The following is a 25348-nucleotide window of genomic DNA, read 5'->3' as shown; positions in this document are numbered from 1 at the left end:
AAATTCACCGCTCTCCGGACGAACGCGCCGAGGCGCGCCGTCGCATCGTGTTCCATCTCCGAGGCCCCGAGAGACCCCCGCCTCCCCGCTTTCTACCAAAGCGGGGCTGCCGCATCGACAGCGCGGCCCGCGCAGCGGGCTCGTCACGCGCGAAGGCGATCAGCAGCCCGATGGCGAACATGGTCGGCAGCAGGGCGGATCCTCCGTAGGAGAACAGCGGGAGGGGGACACCGGCGATCGGCAGCAGACCGAGCACCGCACCGATGTTGATCACCGCCTGCGCGGTGATCCAGGTGGTCACGCCTCCCGCGGCATACCTGACGAAGGGGTCCTCCGTACGACCGGCCACGCGGATACCCGCATAGCCTAGAGCCGCGAAGAGGGCGAGCACCGACAGCGTCCCCGCCAGGCCCAGTTCCTCACCGGTGACGGCGAAGATGAAGTCCGTGTGCGCTTCCGGGAGTTGGCCCCATTTTTCCACACTCGCGCCGAGTCCGGAGCCGAAGATCCCGCCGGAGGCGAGGGCGTAGATGCCGTGCACGGCCTGCCAGCAGGCGTCGCCCGGGCCGGGGTCGGTGGCGCCGATGCACTGGAGCCGGGCCATCCGGTTGGGGCTGGTCTTGATGAGGATCAGCCCGATCGTGGCGGCCACCGACAGCACCCCGACGAACAGCCGGGTCGGTGCCCCCGCGAGCCACAACAGGCCGAAGAGGATCGCCGTGAGGATGATCGCGGTGCCCATGTCGCCGCCGAGCATGATCAGCCCGAGCAGCATGAAGGCGACCGGGACGAGCGGCACCAGCATGTGCTTCCACTGCGTGAGCAGCTTCTTGTCCTGCTTGCGGGCGAGCAGGTCCGCGCCCCACAGCACCAGGGCGAGCTTGCCGAACTCGCTGGGCTGGATCTGGAAGGAGCCGCCGAGCGCGATCCAGTTCTGGTTGCCGTTGACCGCCATCCCTATCCCCGGCACCTGCACCAGCGCCATCAGGAAGACGGCGCCGGCGAGGATCGGGTAGGCCAGCGCCCGGTGCAGCTTCACCGGCATCCGCGAGGCGAGCAGCATCAGCCCGGCGCCGATCGAGGCGGCGAGGAGTTGCTTGCGGAAGAAGTAGGACCCCGGCAGCGACATCTGCAACGCCTTGATCTGGGAGGCCGAGTAGACCATCACCAGACCCAACACGGTGATCAGCAGACTGCCGCCGAGGATCAGGTAGTACGCGGTCAGCGGCCGGTCCCACGCCTTGCGCGCGCGGGTGACGAGCTGCTGGACGGGGTTCTCCCGCGGTGCCCGGGAAGCCGCGGGACGTCTGACGGCCCGCTGCACGGGCGGTCGGCCGGTACGGCTACTGGGCATCAGAGCCTCCGCTACGTCGGTCAGGAGCCGAGTTCGCGAACCGCCTCCGCGAACGCGTCACCGCGCTTGTTGTAGTTGGTGAACATGTCCATGGAGGCGCAGGCCGGGGCCAGCAGCACCGTGTCGCCGGGCCGAGCCAGCCGCTTCGCCTCCGTCACCGCCTGGAGCATCGCCCCAGTGTCGGTCCGGTCGAGGTCGACGACGGGTACTTCCGGGGCGTGTCGCGCGAGGGCTTCACGGATCAGCTCGCGGTCGCGGCCGATGAGCACGGCACCGCGCAGCCGCTGTGCCGACCGCGCGACCAGCTCGTCGAAGGTGGCGCCCTTGGCGAGGCCGCCCGCGATCCACACGATCGACTCGTACGCCGCCAACGAGGCTTGCGCCGCATGGGTGTTGGTGGCCTTGGAGTCGTCGACGTAGGAGACGCCGTCCAGGTCGGCCACGTGCGCGATGCGGTGCGCGTCCGGCGTGAAGGCCCGCAGACCGTCGCGTACGGCCCTGGCGGGCACCCCGAAGGCGCGCGCGAGGGCCGCCGCGGCAAGGGCGTTGGCGATGTTGTGCGGGGCCGGCGGGGTGACGTCGGAGATCTCGGCGAGCTCCTGCGCGTTCTTCTGCCGGTTCTCGACGAAGGCGCGGTCGACCAGGATGCCGTCCACGACGCCGAGTTGGGAGGGGCCCGGGGAGCCGAGGGTGAAGCCGATGGCCCGGCAGCCCTCCTCCACGTCCGCCTCGCGCACCAGGTCCTCGGTGGCCTTGTCGGCCACGTTGTAGACGCAGGCCACGCGATTGCCCTCGTAGACGCGGCCCTTGTCGCGCGCGTACGCCTCCATGGAGCCGTGCCAGTCCAGGTGGTCCGGCGCGAGGTTCAGCACGGCGGCGGAGTGGGCGCGCAGGGAGGGCGCCCAGTGCAGCTGGTAGCTGGACAGCTCCACGGCGAGGACGTCGTAGCGCTCCTCGCCGAGCACCGCGTCCAGCAGGGAGACGCCGATGTTGCCGACGGCGGCGGTGCGCAGTCCGGCGGCCGTCAGGATCGACGCCAGCATCTGGGTGGTGGTCGTCTTGCCGTTGGTGCCGGTGACGGCGAGCCAGGGGGCCGCGTCGGGGCCGCGCAGCCGCCAGGCGAGCTCCACGTCCCCCCAGATGTCGACGCCGGCCTCGCGGGCCGCCGTGAACAGTGGCTTGTCGGGCTGCCAGCCGGGGGCGGTGACGACGAGTTCGGCCCCCTCGGGCAAGGTCGCGCCGTCGCCGAGGCGGACCGTGATGCCGAGCGCCTGGAGTTCGGCGGCCTGCTCACGCGCGCGTGCGTCGTCGCCGTCGTTGACGACCGTGACGACGGCTCCGCGCGCGTGCAGCGCCTTGGCCGCCGGGAGGCCGGAGACGCCGAGGCCGGCGACGGTGACGTGCTTGCCCTGCCAGTCGGCAGACTCCGAGGAGGTCACTTTTCCGCTGCCCATCCCGCGTAGAAGAGGCCCAGGCCGACGATCACGCAGATGCCCTGGATGATCCAGAAGCGGACCACCACGAGGACCTCGGACCAGCCCTTGAGTTCGAAGTGGTGCTGGAGCGGCGCCATCCGGAAGACGCGCTTGCCGGTGAGCTTGAAGGAGCCGACCTGGATGACCACGGACATCGTGATGAGGACGAACAGACCGCCCATGATGGCCACCAGCAGCTCCGTGCGGGAGAGGATGGCCAGGCCGGTGAGGACGCCGCCGAGCGCGAGCGAACCCGTGTCGCCCATGAAGATCTTGGCCGGCGAGGTGTTCCACCACAGGAAGCCGAGGCAGGCACCCATCAGCGCCGAGGCGATGACCGCCAGGTCGAGGGGATCGCGTACCTCGTAGCAGGCCCCCGGGTTGGTCAGGGTGCCCGCGTTGGCGCAGGACTCCTGGAACTGCCAGACGCCGATGAAGGTGTAGGCGCCGAAGACGAGCACGGAGGCGCCGGTGGCCAGGCCGTCCAGACCGTCCGTCAGGTTCACGCCGTTGGACATGGCGAGGATCATGAACAGCGCCCAGATCACGAACAGCACCGGGCCGATCTTCCAGCCGAAGTCCGTGATGAACGACAGCCGGTCGGAGGCGGGGGTGTTGTTGCGGGCGTCCGGGAACATCAGGGCGAGCACCGCGAAGCTGATGCCGACGATCAGCTGGCCGGCCATCTTGGCCTTGGCCCGCAGACCGAGCGACCGCCGCTTGACGATCTTGATGTAGTCGTCGAGGAAGCCGACCAGGCCCATGCCGACCATCAGGCCGAGCACCAGCAGGCCCGAGTAGGTCGGGGGGTAGCCGGTGATGACCTTGGACAGGAAGTAGGCGACGACCGTCGCCAGGATGAAGGCGATACCGCCCATGGTCGGCGTACCGCGCTTGCTGGCGTGCTCGCGCGGGCCGTCGTCGCGGATGTACTGACCGTAGCCCTTGCGCGCGAGCAGTTTGATCAGCAGCGGGGTGCCGACCAGGGTCAGGAACAGACCAATGACTCCTGCGAACAGGATCTGCTTCATCATCGGGCGGCAACCTCACCCTCGGCGCCGAGCAGCGCCGCGGCGACACTCTCCAGGCCGACCGAACGGGACGCCTTCACGAGTACGACGTCTCCCGGACGCAGCTCGCTGCGCAACAGGTCGACCGCCGACTGTGCGTCGGACACGTGCACCGACTCCTCACCCCACGAACCCTCGTTATATGCGCCCAGTTGCAGCCAGGACGCTTCCCTGCCCCCGACCGCGACGAGCTTGCTGACGTTGAGCCGGACGGCGAGCCGTCCGACCGCGTCGTGCTCGGCGAGCGCCTCGTCCCCGAGCTCGGCCATCTTGCCGAGCACCGCCCAGGTCCGCCGCCCCTTGCCCATGGCCACGAGCGCGCGCAAAGCCGCTCGCATGGACTCGGGGTTCGCGTTGTAGGCGTCGTTGACGACCGTCACGCCGTCCGGGCGCTCGGTGACCTCCATACGCCAGCGGGAGAGGGAGCCCGCCTCGGAGAGCGCGGTGGCGATCTCAGCTGCGGACATGCCCAGCTCATGGGCGACGGCGGCCGCGGCGAGCGCGTTCGACACGTGGTGCTCACCGTACAGGCGCATGGTCACGTCGCTGTCACCGGAGGGTGTGCGAAGCCTGAAGGCGGGCTGTCCGGTGTCCGTGAGTCGCACGTTCTCGGCGCGTACGTCCGCTTCGTCGGACTCTCCGAAAAGGATCACCTTCGCCTTCGTACGGGATGCCATGGCCCGTACGAGGGGATCGTCGGCGTTGAGGATCGCGGCGCCGTCCTCGGGCAGGGACTCCACCAGTTCGCCCTTGGCCTGCGCGATCTGCTCCCGGCCGCCGAACTCGCCGATGTGGGCGCTGCCGACGTTCAGGACGAGGCCGATCCTCGGAGGCGTCAGGTCCGCGAGGTAGCGGATGTGGCCGATGCCGCGGGCGCCCATCTCCAGGACCAGGAACCTGGTCTCGTCGGTGGCGCTGAGGGCGGTCAGCGGCAGCCCGATCTCGTTGTTGAGCGAGCCCGGGGTCCACACCGTCGGCGCCTTGCGCTGGAGCACCTGGGCGATCAGGTCCTTGGTGCTGGTCTTGCCCGCGGAGCCGGTGAGGGCCACGAGGATCGCGCCGAGCCGTTGCACGACGTGGCGGGCGAGCGCGCCGAGCGCGCTCTGCACGTCCTCGACGACGATCGCGGGCACGCCCACGGGCCGCGAGGCCAGGACGGCGACCGCGCCCGCCCCGACGACCTGCGCGGCGAAGTCGTGGCCGTCCACGCGCTCGCCGACGAAGGCGACGAAGAGGCTGCCGGGCCCCGCCTCCCGGGAGTCCCGGACGACGGGTCCGGTGACCTGGACGGACGGATCCGGTATGTCGTGCGTCTGCCCGCCGACGACTGAGGCGATCTCGGCGAGAGAGAGGGCGATCACAAGTTCATCCCTGGGTCTTCTGAATGGCTTCTCGAAGCACCTGGCGGTCGTCGAAGGGACGGACCACTCCGGCGATGTCCTGGCCCTGCTCGTGGCCCTTGCCGGCGACCAGCACGGTGTCCCCCGGCCGGGCGCGGGCGACGGCGGCGGCGATCGCGGCGGCCCGGTCCTCGAAGACCTGGACCTCACCGCGCTCGTGCGCCGGTACGGACGCGGCACCCTCGAGCATGGTGGCGAGGATGGCGAGGGGATCCTCGGAGCGGGGGTTGTCGGAGGTCAGTACGGCGGTGTCGGCGAGCCGGGCCGCGGCGGCTCCCATGGGCCCGCGCTTGGTCCTGTCCCGGTCACCCCCGCAGCCGAGCACGATGTGCAGCCTGCCCTCGGTGACCTTGCGCAGGGCGCGCAGGACCGATTCGACGGCGTCGGTCTTGTGGGCGTAGTCCACGACCGCGAGATACGGCTGTCCGGCGTCCACCCGCTCCAGGCGCCCCGGCACGCCCGGCACCTCGGCGATGCCGTCGGCGGCGGTCTGCGGGTCGAGGCCCGCGAGGGCGAGGGCGGTGATGGCGGCCAGGGTGTTGGCCACGTTGAAGGGTCCGGCGATCGGCGACCTGGCGGAGATCCGCTCGCCCTTGGGGCCGATCACGGTGAACGTGGAGTCCATCGGGCCGACCCGGACGTCCTCGGCCCGCCAGTCGGCGTCGGGGTGGCCCTCGGCGGAGAAGGTGACGATCGGGACCCCGGCCTCCTTGACCAGCCTGCGGCCGTACTCGTCGTCGAGGTTGACGATGCCGAGTCTGCTGCGTCGGGGCGTGAACAGCTGGGCCTTCGCCTGGAAGTAGTCCTCCATGCCGGAGTGGAACTCCATGTGCTCCGGGCTCAGGTTGTTGAACACGGCGATGTCGAAGACGGTGCCGTCGACGCGGCCGAGCACCAGCGCGTGGCTGGAGACCTCCATCGCGACCGCCTCGACGCCGCGCTCGCGCATGACCGCGAACAGGGCCTGGAGGTCGGTGGCCTCGGGGGTGGTGCGCTCGGACTTGATGCGCTCGTCGCCGATGCGCATCTCCACGGTGCCGATGAGTCCGGTGCTGCGGACCGTCTTCAGACCGCCTTCCACCAGGTAGGCGGTGGTGGTCTTGCCGGAGGTGCCGGTGATGCCGATCTGGAGCAGATCGCGGCCCGGGTGACCGTAGATGGTGGCCGCGAGTTCGCCCATCAGCGCGCGCGGGTCGTCGACGACCAGCACGGGCAGCCCGCTCGCCGCGGCGCGGTCGGCGCCGGTCGGGTCGGTCAGCACGGCGGCCGCGCCGAGGCCGGTGGCCTGGGTGACGAAGTCGGCGCCGTGCAGCCGGGCGCCCGGGAGGGCGGCGTACAGGTCGCCGGGGCGGACGGCACGGGAGTCATGGGTGATGCCCGTGATCCGCGCGTCGTTCTCCGGCCGTGCGACACCCAGTTGGTCGGCGAGTTCCGCGAGGGGTGCGGCGGAGACCTGAACCGGCCTGGGCGGCCCGGGGTATGTCACGGGATGCCCCTTCTGGGTGGTTTGGGACTGATCAGCGTGTGGCACGGCGGTGAGCGTACCGGGCGCACCCGCTTCCGAGCGAAGTGAGGGCAGGGGCGCGGCCTGGTTCCCGGGGTCGGGAGTGATCGTTGTCACGAGCTGGTTCCTGGGTGGTTCCGTGCTGAGGCGGGCGGGTCAGGGGGTGAAGGTGACGGGGAGGCTGGCGGGCTTGGCGCCGGTCGGCGGGACCTGGAGGGACTTCAGGGCGAACTCCATGACCTGCTTGTAGACCGGGCCGCAGATCTGGCCGCCGAAGTAACTGCCCTTGGTGGCGTTCTGGATGGCGCAGTACACGGTGATCCGGGGCTTGTCGGCGGGCGCGAATCCGGCGAACGAGGAGGTGTAGCCGTGGTACTTGCCAGTGGCCGGATCCACGCGGTTGGCCGTACCCGTCTTGCCCGCGACCCGGTAGCCGGGGATACGCGCCCTGGTGCCGGTGCCGTCCCGGTCGTCCACCACCGACTCCAGCATCCGGGCGAGGGTCTTCGCCGTCTTCTCGCTGATCACCCTGGTCTTCTCGGGCTTCGCGGCGGGCGTGAAGCGTCCGTCGGGTCCCTTGGTGCCGCGTACGAGCGTGGGTTCGACGCGTACGCCGCCGTTGGCGATCGTGGAGTAGACGGACGCGGCCTGCATCGCGTTGAGCGAGACGCCCTGGCCGAAAGGGATCGTGTACTGCTGCGAGGTCGACCAGTCCTGCGGTGCCGCGAGGATGCCCTTGGTCTCGCCGGGGAAGCCCAGGCCGCTGTAGCTGCCGAGGCCGAACTTGCGCAGGTAGGAGTACAGGGTCCGGTTGACCTGCGCCTGTGTGCGGCCCAGCTGACCGGTCGCCAGGATGGTGCCGATGTTGCTGGACTTGGCGAGCACGCCGTTGAGCGTGAGGTACCAGGTCTCGTGGTCGATGTCGTCCTTGAAGAGCCGGTCGCCGCGGTGCAGCCGGTTGGGCACGACGACCTGCGTCAGCGGCGTCGCGACCTTCTCCTCCAGCACGGCGGCCATCGACATGACCTTGGCGGTGGAGCCGGGCTCGTAGGCGTCCTCCAGGGCCCAGTTGTGCAGGGTGTTCGGGTCGGCCTGGGAGAGGTCGCCCGGGTCGAAGCCTGGCGAGTTGGCCATCGCGAGGATCTCCCCGGTCCGGGTGTCCTGCACTATCACGTACCCGCGGTCCGCCTCGGACTTGCGCACCTGCTCGCTGATGGCGTCCTGCGCGGCCCACTGGATGTCGCGGTCGATGGTGAGCTCGACGTCGCTGCCCGGCACCGCGGGCGTCTCGGTGGAGCCGGCGGTGGGGACCTGCCGACCGCCGGACTGGGCGTAGCGGATCTTGCCGTCCTTGCCCGACAACAGGGTGTTCAGCTTCTGCTCGACGCCGCCGCCGCCCTTGCCGTCGGCGTTGACCCAGCCCAGTATCCCGGCGGCGAGGTCACCGTTGGGGTACACACGCTTGCTGGTGGCGACGGCGAAGACCCCGGCGAGGACGTTGACGGTGGTGTGGTCCTCCCCGGCCTTCGTGGCCAGCGCGCTCTTGAGGTCCTTGATCTGCTGCCAGACCTGCGGCGTCTGCCGCCCTGCGAGCTTGACGTACTGCCCCTTGGCGCGCAGCTTCGCGGTCAGCTCGGCCTGGTCCTTGCCGAGGATCGGGGCGAGGAGGGCGGCCGCCTGCTCGGGACCGTCGGCGACCTTCAGCTGCTGCTTGCCGAAGAGCGTGGGGTCGGCGGTGATGTCGTACGCGTCCACGCTGGTCGCCAGGGCCACTCCGGCGCGGTCGGTGATCTGGCCGCGCTCGGCGGCCAGGGTGTAGCCGACGTACCGGTTCTGCTCGGCCTTGGCGGCGTAGGTGCTCGCGTCGACGGCCTGCACCTGGAGCAGCCGTACGGCGAAGACGAGCAGGACGAGGGTCAGGGCGAGGCTGACCATGCGCAGCCGGGGCCGGGGGCTGCCGAGCCGGATGACGCGCGGGCCGGTGGACCGGGGCGCGGCGGGGCGGCGGGGCGGGCGGGCGCCGGGTCCGGGCCGGGGCCGCCGCCGGGCGTCGGAGGCGGGCCTGGCGGGTCCGGGTACGCGGCGGCGCGGCGGTTCCCTGTCGGACACTTCCGTCACCTGCCGGGGGTCGGGGTCGCGGAGGACGCGGTGGGGGCGGGGCTCGGCGTGGGGGTGACCGCCGGGCCGGGGGTGGGGGTCGGTGGCACCGAGGTCGCCGTCAGCGGCACCACCGCCTCGGGTGGCGGTACGACCTGCGTATAGGCCTGCTGGGTCGCCGCTCCCGGGACGCCCTTGACCGTGCCGTCGGGGTCGAGGAAGGCGGGGTCGCCGCCGGGGACCATGCCGAGCTCGCGGGCGCGCCGCTGGAGGGCGTCCGGGGCGGAGTAGGAGTCGATGTCCCGTTGCAGGGCCTGCTCCTGGTCGGTGAGGCTCTTCGTCTCCCTCTCGAGGTCGTCGAGCTTGAACGACCCTTCGGAGAGCGCGGAGTTCAGCACCAGGAGCCCGATGAGGCCCCCGCCGAGGAGGAGGACGACGAGCAGGACGAACGGGGTGCGGGCCGCCTGTCCGCCACCGCCCGCCGTCGGGAAGAGCCGCGCGAGACGGGCGGCCCGCCCTTTCAGTTCGGGTTTCCTACTCACTCCGCCTCCGGTGAGTCCGGTTTCCCAACTCGCTCACGCTCCCCATTCCCCTCGTTCCCCTCATTCCAGGGACTCCCTGATGCGCTCGGCGCCACGCAACCGCGCGGGCGCCGCCCGCCGGTTCTCGGCGACCTCTTCCTCCGTGGGAAGTTCGGCACCGCGCGTGAGCAGCTTGAGCCTCGGCTGGTACTGCTCGGGGACGACCGGCAGTCCGGGGGGCGCGGTGGTGGCGGCACCGGCCGCGAACACCTGCTTGACCAGACGGTCCTCGAGCGAGTGGTACGACAGGACGGCGATCCGCCCGCCCACCGCGAGCGCTGCCACGGCGGCCGGGATCGCCCGTTCCAGGACGGCGAGTTCCCCGTTGACCTCGATGCGCAGCGCCTGGAAGGTGCGCTTGGCGGGGTTGCCGCCGGTGCGCTTGGCGGCCTGCGGCAGGGAGTCGCGGATCAGCTCGACGAGCCGCGCGCTGTGGGAGAACGGCTCCTTGTCGCGTTCGCGCACGATCGCGGAGACGATCCGCTTGGCCTGCTTCTCCTCGCCGTAGGCGCGCAGGATCCGGACGAGTTCACCGGGCGGGTAGGTGTTGAGGACCTCGGCGGCGCTGACGCCGGTCGTCTGGTCCATGCGCATGTCGAGCGGGGCGTCCTGGGCGTAGGCGAAACCGCGGTCGGCCTCGTCGAGCTGCATGGAGGAGACGCCGAGGTCGAACAGGACGCCCTGCACGCGCGGGAGACCGAGTCGGTCGAGGACCTCGGGAAGCTCGTCGTAGACCGCGTGGACGAGGGTGGCGCGCTCGCCGTAGGGCGCGAGGCGCTCCCCGGACAGGCGCAGGGCCTCCTTGTCGCGGTCGAGGGCGACGAGCCGTGCCTCGGGGAACCGCTGGAGCAGGGCCTCGCTGTGGCCGCCGAGCCCGAGGGTGCAGTCGACGACGACGGCACCGGGGGCCTGGAGGGCGGGGGCCAACATGTCCAGGCACCGCTGGAGCATCACCGGGACGTGTCGACTGTTGCTCAAGGGGCCCTCTCAGATCCGGCGGGCCGTACGCACCGCCGGGTCCCCGCCTTCCCCCGGACAACCGGGGAAACCCCCGGTGAAGGGGAGGCCCGCCGGCGCCGGGAGCGTCAGCCGGCCGGGAGCGGGAGGAGGCCGAGCCGTACGTGCGCGCCGCGCACGTGGGGAGATCCGGCTGCTCGGCCGGTGTCTCCGTGGGAATTCAGTCCAGCAGGGAGACCTCGCCTCCCGCTTCGCGTCACTTTAGTCCACGGTGTCTCGCGGTCAATCAACCGGCCTGCGCGGCGCGGCCCGGCTCCGGCACGAAGCGCCCGGCCCGGCGAAATCACCCGCTCGGACGCACCGCCACCCCCTTGTGGCTTACCTCACAGGGCGGGCGTGATGGCACTCTTTTTCCGCTCTCACGACAGGACCGGAACCCCTGTGACCAGTACCGTCGTGCCTATGACGACTTCCGCATCCGCCGCCGCCACGCCTGAGGACGCCATACCGGACAGCGAGGTCACCGACCGGCTCGTCCAGGCCAACGAACGGTACGCCGCCTCGTTCACCGACCCCGGCATGGACGCCCGTCCCGTCCTGCGCGTCGCCGTCGTGGCCTGCATGGACGCCCGCCTCGACCTGCACGAGGCGCTCGGCCTGGAGCTGGGCGACTGCCACACCATCCGCAACGCGGGAGGCGTGGTCACCGACGACGTGATCCGCTCGCTCACCATCAGCCAACGCAAGCTCGGCACCCGCAGCGTCGTCCTGATCCACCACACCGGCTGCGGTCTGGAGCAGATCACCGAGGACTTCCGCACCGACCTGGAGATGGAGGTCGGCCAGCGCCCGGCCTGGGCGGTGGAGTCCTTCCGGGACGTCGACCAGGACGTTCGGCAGTCCATGCAGCGGGTGCGCACCAACCCGTTCCTGCTGCACACCGACGACGTGCGCGGCTTCGTCTTCGACGTGAAGACGGGCCTGCTGCGCGAGGTCGACCCGGCCTGAGGGCCACCGAAGCTGTCGTTCTGCTGTTGATTTCCGGTTCGGGGCCGCCGAAAAGGCCGCAAGGACGACATATCGCGGTCAGTTGTCCACAGGCGAGTGACACGAATCGGTAACGGCAGCAAGAATGCGGGGATGGACGTCGCGCGGAACCATTTCCGTGCGGTGTCCGTGATTCGGGGTGGGCCGGTCCGCAACGCAGAGCGTCGGCCCGGGAAAGAACGGGCCGAGGAGGGCCGGGTGACGACCTATGACGATCGAGCGAGCCTCACAGATCTGACCGCCACTGTGGAGCGTGTCCGCAGTTCGGTGGAGGGTGTGATCGAGGGCAAGCCCGAGGTCGTACGGCTTTCGCTGACCGTACTGCTCGCCGAGGGACATCTTCTGATCGAGGACGTCCCCGGTGTCGGCAAGACCATGCTGGCGAAGGCACTGGCGCGGTCCATCGACTGCTCGGTGCGGCGTATCCAGTTCACGCCCGACCTGCTGCCCTCGGACATCACCGGTGTGTCCATCTGGGACCAGCAGCGCCGGGACTTCGAGTTCAAGCCGGGCGCGATCTTCGCGCAGATCGTGATCGGGGACGAGATCAACCGGGCCTCGCCCAAGACCCAGTCCGCGCTCCTCGAGTCCATGGAGGAGCGGCAGGTCACCATCGACGGGCAGACCTACGAGCTGCCGAGCCCGTTCATGGTGGTCGCCACGCAGAACCCGGTCGAGATGGAGGGCACCTACCCGCTGCCCGAAGCCCAGCGCGACCGCTTCATGGCCCGGGTCTCCATCGGCTACCCCAGCGCGGAGGCCGAGTTGCAGATGCTCGACATCCACGGCGGGGTGAACCCCTTGGACGACCTCCAGCCGGTGGCCCACGCCCACGAGATCGTCAAGCTCGTCGACGCCGTCCGCGGCGTCCACGTCGCCGACGCGGTCCGGCGCTACGCGGTGGACCTGGTCGCCGCCACGCGCACCCACCCCGACCTCAGACTCGGCGCCTCCCCGCGCGCGACGCTGCATCTGCTGCGCGCGGCGAAGGCGTCCGCCGCCCTCAGCGGCCGGGAGTACGCGCTGCCGGACGACATCCAGGCACTCGCCGTCGCCGTCCTGGCCCACCGCCTGCTGCCCACCGCCCAGGCCCAGCTCAACCGGCGCACCGCCGAGCAGGTGGTGCAGGAGATCCTCCAGCGCACCCCGGTGCCCCAGCAGCAGAGCGGCATCGGTCTCGGGCACGGCACGCAGGCGTTCGGTCAGCAGCCGCCGCGGAGGCTGTGATGACCACCGCCGCGGGGCCGGGCCACGGGGAGCCCGACCGGGGCGACAAGGGCGGGATACGCACGGCGCTCGCCGGGCTGACCACCCGCGGCCGCTCCTTCCTGGCCGCCGGGATCGCCGCCGCGGTCTGCGCCTACGTCCTGGGGCAGAGCGATCTGCTCCGGGTCGGACTGCTGCTGGCGCTGCTGCCGCTGGTGTGCGCGACCGTGCTCTACCGCACCCGTTACCGGGTGGCCGGCAGCCGTCGGCTCTCCCCCGCGCGCGTGCCCGCCGGCAGCGAGGCCCGGGTCCACCTGCGCATGGACAACGTCTCGCGGCTGCCCACCGGCCTGCTGATGCTCCAGGACCGGGTGCCCTACGTCCTCGGCCCGCGCCCGCGCTTCGTGCTGGACCGGGTGGAGGCGGGCGGCCGCCGCGAGGTGTCCTACCGCGTCCGCTCCGACCTGCGCGGCCGCTACCCGCTGGGCCCGCTCCAGCTGCGCCTGACCGACCCGTTCGGCATGTGCGAACTGACCCGGTCCTTCTCGTCGTTCGACACCCTGACGGTGATCCCGCGCGTGGAGCCGCTGCCACCGGTGCGGTTCAGCGGCGAGGCCAAGGGGTACGGCGACGGGCGGCACCGCTCGCTGGCGCTGGCCGGCGAGGACGACGTGATCCCGCGCGGGTACCGCTACGGCGACGACCTGCGCCGGGTGCACTGGCGCTCCACCGCGCGCTACGGCGAGCTGATGGTGCGCCGCGAGGAGCAGCCGCAGCGCGCCCGCTGCACCGTGCTGCTCGACACCCGGGGCCTCGCCTTCCGCGGCGCGGGCCCCGACTCCGCCTTCGAGTGGGCCGTGTCGGGCACCGCGTCGGCGCTGGTGCACATGCTCGAACGGGGCTTTTCGGTACGGCTGTTGACGGACACCGGCAGTTCCGTGCCCGGCGAGGGGGCGGACGGGTTCGCGGGCGCCAACCAGGAGTCGGCGGACGCAGCCGGGCTGATGATGGACACCCTCGCGGTCGTCGACCACTCCGACGGCACCGGCCTGTCCCGGGCCTACGACGTGCTGCGCGGGGGCAACGAAGGGCTGCTGGTGGCCTTCTTCGGCGACCTCGACGAGGAGCAGGCCGCGGTGGCCGCCAAGATGCGCCAGCGCAGCGGAGGCGCGGTCGCCTTCCTGCTGGACAGCCAGAGCTGGGTGCGGGAACCCACCGATGTGGCCCGGCCGTTGGACAGGAGCGAGGAGCGGTTGCGGATGCTGCGCGAGGCGGGCTGGACGGCGCTGCGCGTGCCACGCGGCGCCTCCTTGACCGAGCTGTGGCGCCAGGCGGACCGTGAGCGCACCGGCTTCGGAGCGCCGAACGGGCCGGGAGCCGAGGGGGCACGCGCATGAGCGGGCGGGCACGACTGGCACTGTGCGCCTGGGCGGCCACCCTGATGACGTCCTGCGCCCTGCTGCCCCTGGTGGAACCGGCCTCGTGGATCCTCCAGGCGGCCTTCCTGCTCGGCATCCAGTCGCTAGTGGGCGCGGCGACCCGGCGGGTGCCGCTGGCCCGGCCGCTGACGGTCGCCGCGCAGGCCCTGGTCACCCTGATGCTGCTGACCGTGGTCTTCGCCCGGCAGCAGGCCCTGGCAGGCGTGATCCCGACCCCCGAGGCCTTCCAGCGCTTCGCCGATCTGCTCCGGCAGGGCGGCGACGACATCGCACGGTACGCGATCCCGGCGCCGCTGGACTCCGCCGGCATCCGGCTGATGATCATCGGCGGGGTGCTGGTCATCGGGCTCGCGGTGGACACCCTCGCGGTGACCTTCCGCGGCGCGGCGCCCGCCGGGCTGCCGCTGCTCGCGCTGTACTCCGTGGCCGCGGGGCTGTCCGACGGCGGCGCCGACTGGCTGTGGTTCCTGGTCGCGGCGGCCGGTTATCTGATGCTGCTGCTGGCCGAGGGACGCGACCGGCTCTCCCAGTGGGGGCGGGTCTTCGGCGGGGCGCCGCGCACCCCCGGCGGGGAGTCCGGCGTGGTGGCCCCGGTCCGCACCGGGCGGCGCATCGGCGCGGTCGCGCTGGGCCTCGCCCTGGTGGTGCCGGTCGCGCTGCCGTCGATGGACGGCGGCCTCCTGGACGGCACCGGCACGGGTGTGGGCGGCGGCAGCGGGAGCGGCGGCACGATCGCCGCGGTGAACCCGCTGGTCTCCCTGCGCGACAACCTCAACGTGGACGAGGACCGCCAGGTCCTGACCCTGCGCACCGAGCCCGAGGACCAGGGCAGCCTGTACGTGCGGATCGTGTCGCTGGACGACTTCGACGGCCGCACCTGGAAGCCGTCCAAGCGCAACATCGAGAAGGTGCCGGACGAGTTCCCCACCCCGGTCGGGCTCGGCGCCGACATCCGGCGCGCCGAGATCACGACCCGGGTCGTGGCCGCCGAGGACTACCGGCAGGACTTTCTGCCGATGCCGTACCCGCCCAGCGGCGTGGAGGTCGAGGGCAACTGGCGGTACGAGCCGGAGGGCATGACCCTCGTCGGCGACCACGGCCAGAACACGGGCGGGGTGGCGTACGAGGTCAAGAGCCTCGTGGTGCAGCCGACGGCGGAGCAGCTGGCGGCGGCCACGGCACCGCCGGCGGGTCTGCGGCGCGAGTACACCAAGGTGCCCGACTCGCTGCCGGCGGTCGTGGCCCGGACGGCCCGTGCGGTCACCCAGGACTCGGCGAATCACTACGAGCAGGCGGTCAAGCTCCAGGAGTACTTCTCACTGACCGGCGGCTTCCAGTACGACACCCAGGTGCAGGTGGGCTCCGGCACCGAGGCGATCGCCCGGTTCCTGAAGGACAAGCAGGGCTTCTGCGTCCACTTCTCCTTCGCCATGGCGGCGATGGCCCGCACGCTGGGCATCCCGGCCCGCGTCGCGGTCGGCTTCGCGCCGGGCACCCCGCAGGTCGACGGCACCGTGTCGGTGGGGCTGCGGGACGCCCACGCCTGGCCGGAGCTGTACTTCGAGGGCGTGGGCTGGACCCGTTTCGAGCCGACGCCGACGCGGGGCACCCAGCCGGAGTACACCCAGACGGACAGCCCGAGCAACAGCCTGCCCGACCCGGGCCTGCCCTCGCGGTCGGCGAGCGTCGCGCCCTCCACCGCCCCCTCGGCGAGCGAGAGCTGCACGGCGGAGCAGAAGAAGCTGGAGGCCTGTCCGAGCGAGTCCGCGGCGATCGCGGCGCCCACGGACGACGACGGCCCGAAGTGGTACGTCGCCCTGGCCTGGGCGCTCGGCGGTCTCGCCGCCCTGGCGATCCCGCTGGCGCCGATGATGTGGCGCCGGCGCGTCCGGGCGGTACGGCTGGGGGCGCACGGGCGCGGTGAGGCGGACGTGGTGCCGCACACCCTGGCGGTCTGGCTGGAACTGACCGACACGGCGTGGGACTTCGGCATTCCGCCGGACGAGTCGCAGACCCCGCGCAAGGCGGCGGCCAGGATCGTCAGACTCGGGCATCTTGACCCGGAGGCCGCGACCGCGGTGCACCGGGTGGCGGACGCCGTGGAGCAGGTCCTCTACGCACCGCGGCCCCGCCTGACGGCCGGGCTCGGGGAGGACGTCCGCAGGGCGGTCGCCGGACTGGCCGCCCCGGTGCCGCGGCGTACGCGGCTGCGGGCGCTCCTCGCTCCGCGTTCCGCCGTACGAGTGGTGTGGGCCGTCTCGCAGTGGTGGGCCCGGGTGACGGCCCGCGCGGCGGCGGCCAGGCCGACGCTGCGCAAGCCGTCGGGCCAGGAGGGCTGAGCCCCTGGGGCGGGCGAGGAGGGCGGTGCCCTCGATCGGAGCAAAGGGTGAGGCCCCGAACCGGGTGAACGGTTCGGGGCCTGACTCATCGGCACTCATCGGCACGCGCCGCACCCGCCGGCACCCGTCGGGACTCGTCGCACCCGTCGCACCCGCCGGCACCCGCCGGCACCCGTCGCCACCCGCCGGCACTCGTCGCCACCCGTTGCCACTCGTCGGCCAGGCGACTGCCTCTCGGGCGATTGCTCACGCACCGGGTGACCCGTGCCGTCCAGCGGGCGTGCGTGAGGGGGTGACCGCCTGCGGGCGGTCACCCCCTCACGCTCAGCTGCTGGTCCGGCTAGTGGCCGCCCTGCTCGTCGCGGCGCTTCTGCCAGCGTTGCTCGATGCGGTCCATCATGGAGCGCTTCTGCCGGGCCGGACGGTGGGCCTGCGGGGCCCCGGCAATGGGCTGCTCGCCCGGCTTGGGGGCCTTGCGCCAGCCGGTCACGGCGAGGACCGCACAGCCCAGCATGACGAGGAAGCCCATCACGCTGAGCCAGACCTGCTTGGCGACCATTCCTGCCATGAGGAGCGCGATACCGACGAGGAAGCCCGCGACCGCCTGGTAGACCCGTCGCCGGGTGTACGTGCGCAGCCCGCTTCCCTCAAGCGCTGTCGCGAACTTGGGATCTTCGGCGTACAGCGCTCGCTCCATCTGCTCGAGCATGCGCTGCTCGTGCTCCGAGAGCGGCACGGAGTCCTCCTCATCGTGCAGTCGCCGGGGCGACCCGGGGGGTCCCTTCAGGATAGGCAGGGAATCGCCCCCGTGAAACCCGCCCCTCTACGCCAATTGGCCAACCAGGTTCCGCCATGGACATCCCGGCCGCTAGAACCTGCATTCCCCAGCGGCCGACACGTCATGCCGGACGGTCTCCCTCGATCATACGGCTCTGGACGCCCGATCGGGGGGCCTGTGGCGTACTCCATGCGCACGCAAGTCCCTGATCAGCGCCGCCCGAGGAGAGCCGGCTCAGCCCTCGCTGGTCCCCCGTGTCTCACCGAGCACATGGAGCTGCGTGGCCACGGAGTGGAAGGCGGTGAGTTCGGCCGCCGCCTCCTCCAGCTTGAGCAGGGCCTCCAGGGCTCCGGGCTCGGTGTCGACCAGCACGCCGGGGACCAGGTCGGCGAAGACCCGCACCCCGTGCACGGCACCGACCGCGAGGCCCGCGCCCTCGACCAGCTCGGTGAGCTGCTCGGCGGTGAACCGCCGCGGCACGGGGTCGCCGGTGCCCCAGCGGCCGTTCGGGTCCTCGAGGGCCTGTCGAGCCTCCTTGAAGTGGCCGGCGAGGGCGCGGGCGAGCACGGCACCGCCGAGGCCCGCGGCGAGCAGGCTGAGGACACCCTCGGCGCGCAGGGCGGCCACCACGTTGCGCATGCCCTCGGCGGGGTCGTCCACGTACTCCAGCACGCCGTGGCACAGCACCGCGTCGTAGGCCCCGCGCTCGACCACGTCGAAGAGGCCGTGGGCGTCGCCCTGCACGCCCCGCACGCGGTCGGCGACACCGGCCTCGGCGGCGCGGCGCTCCAGGGCGAAGAGCGCGTTGGGGCTGGGGTCGACGACGGTGACCCGGTGACCGAGGCGGGCGACGGGCACGGCGAAGTTGCCGCTGCCGCCTCCGGTGTCGAGGACGTCCAGCGCGTCGCGGCCCGTGGCTTTGACCCGTCGGTCGAGAGCGTCCTGGAGGACCTCCCAGACCACGGCGGTACGGAGAGAGGCGCGGGGTCGCAGCGGGTCCGACACGGCAGTTGACTCCTCGGCGCGGCACCGCCTCTTGCGCGGCGGGGCGAACGGGCTGCCGTCTCCGCCGGAAGTGCGGACGGAGAAGGCTTCAGGCGCCCTCCACCCTATTGCCTCCGCCACCCCGTCCGGCCACCGCGAGGGGCGGCTCCGGCCGGCGTCTCACACCGCGGACCTCGCCGTACGCACCGGAGCCGGCTGTCGGCGGCGCCCGGCCCGTGAGCCGTCCGTCCCCGGTGTGCGGCCGCTCCCCCGGTGGTGCTCGCCCCGGCCGCCGCTCACCCCGCGTCCGGCATGTCCCGCCCCCTGGTGTGGTCGTCGGGTCCCGGATGGTCCGCGTCCGGGCGGGGCTGGGGCAGCACCGGCTGGAGGACCAGCATCCGCTCGACGAGGCGAAGGAACATCGCCACGTCGCGTATGAGGTCGTCGGCGTCCCGGCGGCTGGCCGCGCCCTGGATGCCGGCCTCGGCGCGGGCGCGACGCCTGGCGCCGGCGGCGAACAGGGCGCTCCACTCGGCGAGCTCGGGCGCTATCTCGGGGAGCACTTCCCAGGCGCTCCGTATCTTGGCCCGGCGTCGCGGCGTGGGTTCGGGGCGTCCGCGCGCGGCGAGCACGGCGGCGGCGGTGCGCAGGGCGGCGAGGTGCGCCGTGGCGTACCGCTCGTTGGGGGTCTCCAGGACGGCGGCCTCGTCGAGTCCGGCACGGGCCTGGGCGAGCAGGTCGAGGGCGGCGGGCGGGGCCGTGGTCCGGCGGAGCACGGGGTGGACGTCGCTCGCCGGGCCGGTCAGTGAGGGGGCAGGGCCGGTGGCACGGCGCCGGCGGGCGGCTGCTGCGTGATAGCTGGCCATGACGAACCTCCTGTCGTCTGTGTGACGGCACGTCCCGATACGGGATGCCGTATGGGCCCATCGTGAGGTATGGCACTGACAATCCGTTCCGACCTGGGCTTTTGCCTCGATCGAAGGTTCGGGCTAGTTTTTGCACTGACCAGTCAGTTCAAAAACAGGGGCAGTTCGGGAAGAGGGGGTGGGGCTGTGCACGGAGTCGCCGTCACAGCCGAGGGCTTCGGGCTCAGGGGGCCGCGCGGCTGGACGTTCCGCGGGGTCGGGCTCGACGCGGAGCCCGGTGCGCTGATCGCCGTCCAGGGGGCCTCGGGGTCGGGCCGTACGTGTCTGCTGCTGGCGCTCACCGGGCGCATGAAGGCCTCCGAGGGGACGGCGGTCGTGGGCGGGGCACGGCTGCCCAAGCAGCTGGGGGCGGTGCGGCGGATGAGCGCCGTGGCCAACGTCGCCGGTGTCACCGACCTCGACCCCGCCCTGACCGTCGGGGAGCACCTGCGGGAACGGGCGCTGCTCCAGCGCCGCTTCGGCGGCTCCCTGCGGGGGCTGCTGCGACCGCGCGCCGAGCGCGCCGCGGAGGCGAGGCTGCGTGTCGACACCGCCCTGACCGCCGCCGGACTCGACCGGGAGGCCCTGCCCAAGGGGGCGCGGACCGCCGTACGCGATCTGGAGCGGCTGGAGGCGCTGCGGCTGTCCGTGGCGCTGGCCCTGATCGGGCGGCCCCGGTTGCTCGGCGTGGACGACGCCGATCTGAAGCTGTCCGAGGCGGAGCGGGCGGAGGTCTGGGCGCTGCTGAGGTCACTGACCGATGCGGGGACCACGGTCCTGGCGGTGTGCGGTCAGGCCCCGGACGACGCCCTGACGGTCTCCACGGACCACGAGCCCGCCCAGGCGCAGTCCACGGGGCACGGGTCGACCGAGTCGAAGGAGGACGCCGATGCGCTCGCCACGCCTGGCCGCGCTTGAGCTGCGCCGTTTCGGGCGGGGGAAGCTGCCGCGGGCCGCGCTGGTCGCGCTGCTGGTGCTGCCCCTGCTGTACGGCGCGCTGTACCTGTGGTCGTTCTGGGACCCGTACGGGCGGCTGGACCGCATCCCCGTCGCGCTCGTCAACGACGACAAGGGGGCGACCACCGACGGCAGGAAGCTCGCCGCGGGCGACGACATCACCCGAGGGCTGCGCGACAGCGACGTCTTCGAGTGGCACGAGGTCAGCTCCGCCGAGGCACGCGCGGGCGTGGAGGACGGCAGGTACTACCTGTCGCTGACCGTGCCGACCGACTTCAGCGAGCGGATCGCGTCCAGCGCGGGCGACTCCCCGGAGACGGGCGCCCTCCAGGTGCGCACCAACGACGCCAACAACTACATCGTCGGACAGATCTCGCGCACCGTCTTCAGCGAGGTGCGCCGGGCCGCGTCCACGAAGGCGTCACGGTCCTTCCTGGACCGGATCTTCATCTCCTTCTCCGACATCCACGGCGCGACGGTGAAGGCCGCCAAGGGCGCCGACAAGCTGGAGGGCGGCCTCGGGAAGGCCGAGAAGGGCTCCAAGGACCTCGCCGACGGGCTGAAGGACGCCAAGAGCGGAAGCGGCAAGCTGGCCAAGGGGCTGAAGAAGCTCGACAAGGGCGCCGGCGACCTCCAGGACGGTTCGCGGCGGGTCGCGGACGGCACCCAGACGCTCGCCGACAAGGTCAACGGGGTCGCGTCGAAGGTGGGCCCGTTCCTGGAGGACAACGAGCGGACGATCGGTGACACCGCCCAGCTCGTCGCCGACTCGAGCAAGGTGATCCGCAAGCACCTGGACACCCTGGCGAAGACCGCGCCCGCGGCCGCAGAGGGTGCCCGGGGCGCCTCCGACACCCTGGACAAGGTCTACCGGGCCCGCTGCGAGAAGCCCCTCCTGCCCGACGCGGCCTGCGCCGACCTGGAGAAGGCCAGGGACGCGGCGGCCGACGTGTCGACGATCGCCGACGACATCGACACCCTGGTGGAGGACCAGGGCGGCGACCTGAAGACGCTCGACAAGAATCTGGCGACCCTGCAGAAGCAGGCCCAGGCCCTGGCCGACCGCGCTCCGCACCTCTCGGAGGACCTCGACGACGCCGTGTCCAAGATCAACGAGCTGAACAAGGGCGCGGGGAAGGTCGCCGCGGGCGCCGAGAAGCTGCACACCGGGCTCGGTACCGCCCGGACCGGGGCCGGCGACCTGGACGAAGGGCTCGGCAAGCTCAAGACCGGCGCCTTCGACCTGAACGGCGGCCTGTACAAGCTCGTCGACGGCTCGGGCAAGCTCTCCGACGGACTGCACGACGGCGCCGACCGGATCCCCGACTACGACAAGAACGACCGCGACGAGCGCACCGGTGTCATGGCCGACCCGGTCCAGCTGGTCTCCCGGGACCTGCACAAGGCGCCCAACTACGGCACCGGCTTCGCCCCGTACTTCATCCCGCTGTCCCTGTGGGTGGGCGCGATGGTGGCGTACATGCTGATCGCGCCGATGAACCGGCGGGCGCTCGCCGTGGGCGCCCCCGCCTGGCGGATCGCGCTGGCGGGCTGGCTGCCTGTGGTGGCGATCGGGGTGCTCCAGACCGTGGCCCTGATGTCGGTGCTGCACTGGGCGATCGGCCTGCAGATGGCACGGGCGGCCGGGACGGTGGGCTTCCTGTTCCTGGTGACGGCGTGCTTCGCGGCGATCGTGCAGTGGCTGAACGCCCGCTTCGGAGCCGCGGGACGGATCCTCGTCCTGGCCTTCCTGATGCTCCAGCTGACGTCCGCGGGCGGCACCTACCCCGTGCAGACCAGCCCCGGCTTCTTCAACGCCCTCCACCCGTTCCTGCCGATGAGCTACGTCGTGGAGGCGCTCCGCCGGCTCATCACGGGCGGCGGTCTCGGTCCGGTGTGGCACGCGTGCGTGGTGCTCACGGCGTTCACCGCGGGCGCGCTCGCGCTCACCGCCCTGTCGGCCCGTCGCCGTCAGGTGTGGACGCTCGACCGGCTGCACCCGGAGCTGAGCCTGTGACCTCGACGACCGCCGGGCCCCCGGCAGCTGTGAGAATCGGGGCCATGGAAAGCAGCAGCGGCAGCACGCGCCGCGAGGCCACCCGGCAGAAGCTCTACGAGGCGGCCGTGACGCTCATCGCGGAGCAGGGCTTCTCCGCCACCACCGTCGACGAGATCGCCGAGCGCGCCGGGGTGGCGAAGGGCACGGTCTACTACAACTTCGCGAGCAAGTCCGTCCTCTTCGAGGAGCTGCTGCGGCACGGTGTGGGCCTGCTCACCGCCTCCCTGCGGGAGGCCGCGGAGCGGACGGCGGCGCAGGGCGGCAGCAAGACGGACGCCCTGGACGCGATGATCCGGGCCGGCCTGGTCTTCATCGACCGCTACCCGGCCTTCACCCAGCTGTACGTGGCCGAGCTGTGGCGCACCAACCGGGCCTGGCAGTCCACGCTCATGGTGGTCCGGCAACAGGCGGTCGCGGTCGTCGAGGACGTGCTGCGCGAGGGCGTCGAGGGCGGCGAGTTCCACGAGGCCATCGACATCCCGCTGACCGCGCCCGCGCTGGTCGGCATGGTGCTGGTGGCGGCGCTGGACTGGAAGGCGTTCCAGGCGGAGCGTTCCCTGGACGACGTGCACGCGGCGCTGTCACGGCTGCTGCAGGGACGGGTGAGCGGGCGGGGCTGAGCGCGCGCCCCGCGCGGGGACGCACGAAAGCGCCGGTCCGATGTGGCCGCGTCCCCCGCGGGCCACCTCGAACCGGCGCCTTCTCGTGCTCCCCCGTGTTCCCCCGTCGGACCCCCGTTCGGTCGTCCCCCGGGCCCCCGTGCCTCGCTCCCGCCGACCTGCGCCGGCGGAAGGAGCGGATCCGGGCCGGCTCCGTTCCGGCGCCCCGTGTCGCCGGTGCCGCAGCCGTTCCCTTCTCCGTGCCCCCACTCTCTCGTTCCCGCAGGTCGGGCCCCATCCGCGCGCGTACTCATCTCGTCGGCTAGGTACGGATACTCAGTCCTGGGTGCGCGGGCCCAGGACCCCGCGTCGGCGAGTGGTTACGATCGCGTCCGTGTCGGTACTCCCTCTCGTCTTCACCAGCGGCTGGGCCAGCGGAATCAACGCCTACGCCGTCGTGCTGCTGCTCGGCGTCTTCGGCGCGACCGGGCTGAGCGACGACGTCCCCGAGACGCTCCAGCGCCCCGAGGTGCTCGTCGTGGCCGGCGTGCTCTTCGTGTGCGAGGCGGTCGCGGACAAGATCCCGTACGTCGACTCGGCGTGGGACTCGGTGCACACCCTGATCCGGCCGGCCGCCGGTGCCTGGGTCGGCGCGGTCCTCGCCGGGCAGAGCGGCTCGCTCAACGACGCGGTCGCGGGCCTGGTCGGCGGTTCGACGGCGCTGGCCAGCCACGCCGTCAAGGCCGGGACGCGGATGGCGGTGAACACCTCGCCGGAACCCATGAGCAACGTGATCGTGAGCCTGGCCGAGGACCTCGGCGTCGGCGCTCTCGTCACCTTCGCCATGTTCCATCCGCAGGCGGCGGCGATCATCGCGGCGGTACTGCTGTTCGGCGGGCTGGTGATACTCGTCTTCCTGATCTCCCGGATCCGCCGGTTCCTGCGGCGCCGGGCGCAGCGCCGGGAGGAGAAGCGGCTCGCGGGCCGCACCGGGCCCCCGCCCCACTGGTGACCGCCCGCGGCCGGGGCTGTCAGTGGCGGCCGATAAAGTCGCCGGCATGGCACGGATTGCGGTGATCGGCGCCGGGATGGGCGCGATGGCGGCCGCTGCCCGGCTGGCCGTCGCGGGCCACCGGGTGGCGGTGTACGAGCGTACGGAGACCTACGGCGGTGCGGTGCGCCGCCTCGAACGCGACGGGTTCGCCTTCGACACCGGTCCCGGACTGCTGCCGCTGCCCGCGGTCTACCGCGACCTGTTCGTCAAGACCGGCAAGGAGCCGCTGGAGTCGGTCGTCGAGCTGGTCCAGGTCGACCCGTCCTCCCGTCACCTCTTCGCGGACGGCACCGAGGCCTCGCTGCCCAACGCCTCGCGCGCGGGCGTCGTCGCGGCGCTGGACGAGGCGCTCGGCTCGGGCGCGGGCGCCCGATGGGGCGACTTCCTGGTCCGGGCCCGCGAGGCCTGGGACCGCACCCGCAGACCGCTGCTGGAGGAGCCGCTCTGGCCGAACTGGTCGGTGCTGGCCGACCGCGAGCCCTATCCGTCGGTCCCCCACAAGAAGCTGCTGCGCACCCGCCGGGCCGGCACGCTCGCCGAGGTGGGCGCCTGGGAGCTGCGCGACGCCAGGCTCACCGCGCTCCTGGAGAGCCACGCGCTCGCGTACGGGCTGGACCCGCGTGTCGCCCCGGCGAGCGCGGCGGTGCTGCCGTACATGGAGCACGCCTTCGGCACCTGGTACGTGCGCGGCGGCATCAGGGAGTTGGCGCGCGCGGTGTACGAGCGGTGTGTGGCGCGCCGGGTGGAGTTCCACTTCGGTGCCGAGGTCACCGGGGTGCTGGAGAAGGACGGCCGGGCGGTGGGCGTCGAGCTGGGCGACGGGACGCCGGTGGAGGCGGAGTTCGTGGTCGCCGGCGTCGCCCCCGAGGTGCTGAACCGCTGTGTGCGGGGCGCCGGCGCGCGCGGGAGCGGTGACGTCCCCCCGGTGCCCGGGCCGCCGAGCCGTATGACGGTGCTGCTGGCGCTGCGGGGCGGGCGCCCGGCGGGGGCGGCGCACCGGACGGTCGTGCACGCGGAGGACCGGGACCGCGAGCTGGAGCTGCTGTTCGGGTCGGCGCGGGGGCTGGACGCGCGCCCCACGCTCACCGTGCTGCGCCCCGACGACCCCGCTCTCGTCCCCGACGCGGACCACGAGGCGATCACCCTCACCGCGACCGTGCCCGCCTTCCCATGTGGGCAGGGACCGGAGTCCGAGGTCTTCGGTGACCACGCGCAGAAGCTGATCAGCGCCGCCGAACGGGCCGTCCCGGACCTCCGCGAGCGCCTGCTCTGGCACGAGGTCCGCACACCGGCCGACATCGCGGACGCGACCGGCGCGGCGGGCGGCGCGGTTCCGGCCCCGGCGCTGGCGGCGGCCGGGGGGCGCCTGCTGCACCCGGCGAACACCACGGCGCTCGACGGGCTGTTCGCCGTCGGCGGCTGGTCGCACCCCGGCGGGGGGCTGCCCCACGCGGGCATGTCGGGCGCGCTGGTCGCCGGACTGATCGTGGAGGGCCCGGACTTCCGGGGCTCCCAGTGACCGCCTACCGGAAGCGGCCCACCA

20 protein-coding genes are annotated in these 25348 nt (G+C 72.4%); 9 read left to right on the top strand and 11 right to left on the bottom strand.

All coding sequences use genetic code 11. The features are described from left to right. Window positions 1–4 precede the first annotated feature (4 nt). The 8 genes from ftsW to rsmH form a co-directional block, all read right to left on the bottom strand. Window positions 5–1354 (bottom strand): putative lipid II flippase FtsW, encoded by a 1350-nt coding sequence (gene ftsW / locus ACH41F_RS03030; protein ID WP_391229994.1) that lies wholly within the window; start codon window positions 1352–1354, stop codon window positions 5–7. A gap of 20 nt (window positions 1355–1374) precedes the next feature. Further along, window positions 1375–2808 (bottom strand): UDP-N-acetylmuramoyl-L-alanine--D-glutamate ligase, encoded by a 1434-nt coding sequence (gene murD / locus ACH41F_RS03025; RefSeq protein ID WP_391229992.1) that lies wholly within the window; start codon window positions 2806–2808, stop codon window positions 1375–1377. Next, window positions 2790–3863 (bottom strand): phospho-N-acetylmuramoyl-pentapeptide-transferase, encoded by a 1074-nt coding sequence (mraY, locus tag ACH41F_RS03020; protein WP_391229989.1) that lies wholly within the window; start codon window positions 3861–3863, stop codon window positions 2790–2792. Before mraY ends, murD begins: the two co-directional genes overlap by 19 nt. Next, window positions 3860–5260 carry a UDP-N-acetylmuramoyl-tripeptide--D-alanyl-D-alanine ligase gene (gene murF, locus ACH41F_RS03015; protein WP_391229987.1) on the bottom strand — a complete coding sequence of 467 codons (1401 nt, stop codon included), beginning with the start codon at window positions 5258–5260 and terminating at the stop codon, window positions 3860–3862. Before murF ends, mraY begins: the two co-directional genes overlap by 4 nt. 4 nt (window positions 5261–5264) lie before the next feature. Continuing rightward, window positions 5265–6785 carry a UDP-N-acetylmuramoyl-L-alanyl-D-glutamate--2,6-diaminopimelate ligase gene (locus ACH41F_RS03010; RefSeq protein ID WP_391229985.1) on the bottom strand — a complete coding sequence of 507 codons (1521 nt, stop codon included), beginning with the start codon at window positions 6783–6785 and terminating at the stop codon, window positions 5265–5267. A 174-nt stretch (window positions 6786–6959) separates the two neighbouring features. Next, window positions 6960–8912 (bottom strand): peptidoglycan D,D-transpeptidase FtsI family protein, encoded by a 1953-nt coding sequence (locus ACH41F_RS03005; RefSeq protein ID WP_398832465.1) that lies wholly within the window; start codon window positions 8910–8912, stop codon window positions 6960–6962. Between the two features lie 5 nt (window positions 8913–8917). Further along, on the bottom strand, window positions 8918–9442 hold the full coding sequence (locus tag ACH41F_RS03000) for a septum formation initiator family protein (RefSeq protein WP_398832463.1): 525 nt from the start codon (window positions 9440–9442) through the stop codon (window positions 8918–8920). A 60-nt stretch (window positions 9443–9502) separates the two neighbouring features. Next, window positions 9503–10459: a 16S rRNA (cytosine(1402)-N(4))-methyltransferase RsmH gene (gene rsmH / locus ACH41F_RS02995; protein WP_391229978.1), complete on the bottom strand. Its 957-nt coding sequence runs from the start codon at window positions 10457–10459 to the stop codon at window positions 9503–9505. Between the two features lie 378 nt (window positions 10460–10837). On the opposite strand from rsmH, the gene ACH41F_RS02990 reads away from it, so the two are divergent. The 4 genes from ACH41F_RS02990 (at window position 10838) to ACH41F_RS02975 (ending at window position 16469) form a co-directional block, all read left to right on the top strand. Then, a complete protein-coding gene (locus tag ACH41F_RS02990; protein ID WP_391229976.1) occupies window positions 10838–11446 on the top strand; it encodes a carbonic anhydrase in 609 nt (202 codons plus the stop codon). 237 nt (window positions 11447–11683) lie between these two features. After that, entirely contained in the window at window positions 11684–12712 is a 1029-nt protein-coding gene (locus ACH41F_RS02985; RefSeq protein ID WP_398832460.1) for an AAA family ATPase, read from the top strand. Then, window positions 12712–14088: a DUF58 domain-containing protein gene (locus ACH41F_RS02980; RefSeq protein ID WP_398832458.1), complete on the top strand. Its 1377-nt coding sequence runs from the start codon at window positions 12712–12714 to the stop codon at window positions 14086–14088. Before ACH41F_RS02985 ends, ACH41F_RS02980 begins: the two co-directional genes overlap by 1 nt. Continuing rightward, window positions 14085–16469, top strand: a complete 2385-nt coding sequence (locus tag ACH41F_RS02975; RefSeq protein WP_398832455.1) for a DUF3488 and DUF4129 domain-containing transglutaminase family protein — start codon at window positions 14085–14087, stop codon at window positions 16467–16469. Before ACH41F_RS02980 ends, ACH41F_RS02975 begins: the two co-directional genes overlap by 4 nt. Window positions 16470–16809: 340 nt before the next feature. Here the strand turns inward: ACH41F_RS02975 and ACH41F_RS02970 are convergent, their stop codons facing one another. The 3 genes from ACH41F_RS02970 to ACH41F_RS02960 form a co-directional block, all read right to left on the bottom strand. Beyond that, a complete protein-coding gene (locus ACH41F_RS02970; RefSeq protein WP_391229967.1) occupies window positions 16810–17205 on the bottom strand; it encodes a DUF3040 domain-containing protein in 396 nt (131 codons plus the stop codon). A 276-nt stretch (window positions 17206–17481) separates the two neighbouring features. Continuing rightward, window positions 17482–18252, bottom strand: a complete 771-nt coding sequence (locus ACH41F_RS02965) for a methyltransferase (RefSeq protein ID WP_391229964.1) — start codon at window positions 18250–18252, stop codon at window positions 17482–17484. A 275-nt stretch (window positions 18253–18527) separates the two neighbouring features. Next, complete coding sequence (locus ACH41F_RS02960) at window positions 18528–19097, bottom strand: SAV_6107 family HEPN domain-containing protein (RefSeq protein ID WP_398832451.1); 570 nt, start codon at window positions 19095–19097, stop codon at window positions 18528–18530. Window positions 19098–19283: 186 nt separating this feature from the next. On the opposite strand from ACH41F_RS02960, the gene ACH41F_RS02955 reads away from it, so the two are divergent. From ACH41F_RS02955 to ACH41F_RS02935, 5 genes are all read left to right on the top strand, one after another. Next, a complete protein-coding gene (locus ACH41F_RS02955; protein ID WP_398832449.1) occupies window positions 19284–20054 on the top strand; it encodes an ATP-binding cassette domain-containing protein in 771 nt (256 codons plus the stop codon). Beyond that, window positions 20026–22110, top strand: coding sequence for a YhgE/Pip family protein (locus ACH41F_RS02950; protein WP_391229957.1), 2085 nt, complete (start codon window positions 20026–20028; stop codon window positions 22108–22110). Before ACH41F_RS02955 ends, ACH41F_RS02950 begins: the two co-directional genes overlap by 29 nt. Window positions 22111–22154: 44 nt before the next feature. Beyond that, window positions 22155–22772 (top strand): TetR family transcriptional regulator, encoded by a 618-nt coding sequence (locus tag ACH41F_RS02945; RefSeq protein WP_391229955.1) that lies wholly within the window; start codon window positions 22155–22157, stop codon window positions 22770–22772. 373 nt (window positions 22773–23145) lie between these two features. After that, entirely contained in the window at window positions 23146–23763 is a 618-nt protein-coding gene (locus ACH41F_RS02940; protein ID WP_391229953.1) for a DUF4126 family protein, read from the top strand. A 46-nt stretch (window positions 23764–23809) separates the two neighbouring features. Then, window positions 23810–25324, top strand: coding sequence for a phytoene desaturase family protein (locus ACH41F_RS02935; RefSeq protein ID WP_398832444.1), 1515 nt, complete (start codon window positions 23810–23812; stop codon window positions 25322–25324). The last annotated feature ends 24 nt before the right edge of the window (window positions 25325–25348 follow it).

The organism is Streptomyces sp. NPDC020489 (assembly GCF_044386545.1).
Taxonomy (GTDB): Bacteria; Actinomycetota; Actinomycetes; order Streptomycetales; family Streptomycetaceae; genus Streptomyces.
The sequence above is the reverse complement of the archived record's forward strand: the minus strand, read 5'-3'. Positions and strand labels throughout refer to the sequence as shown.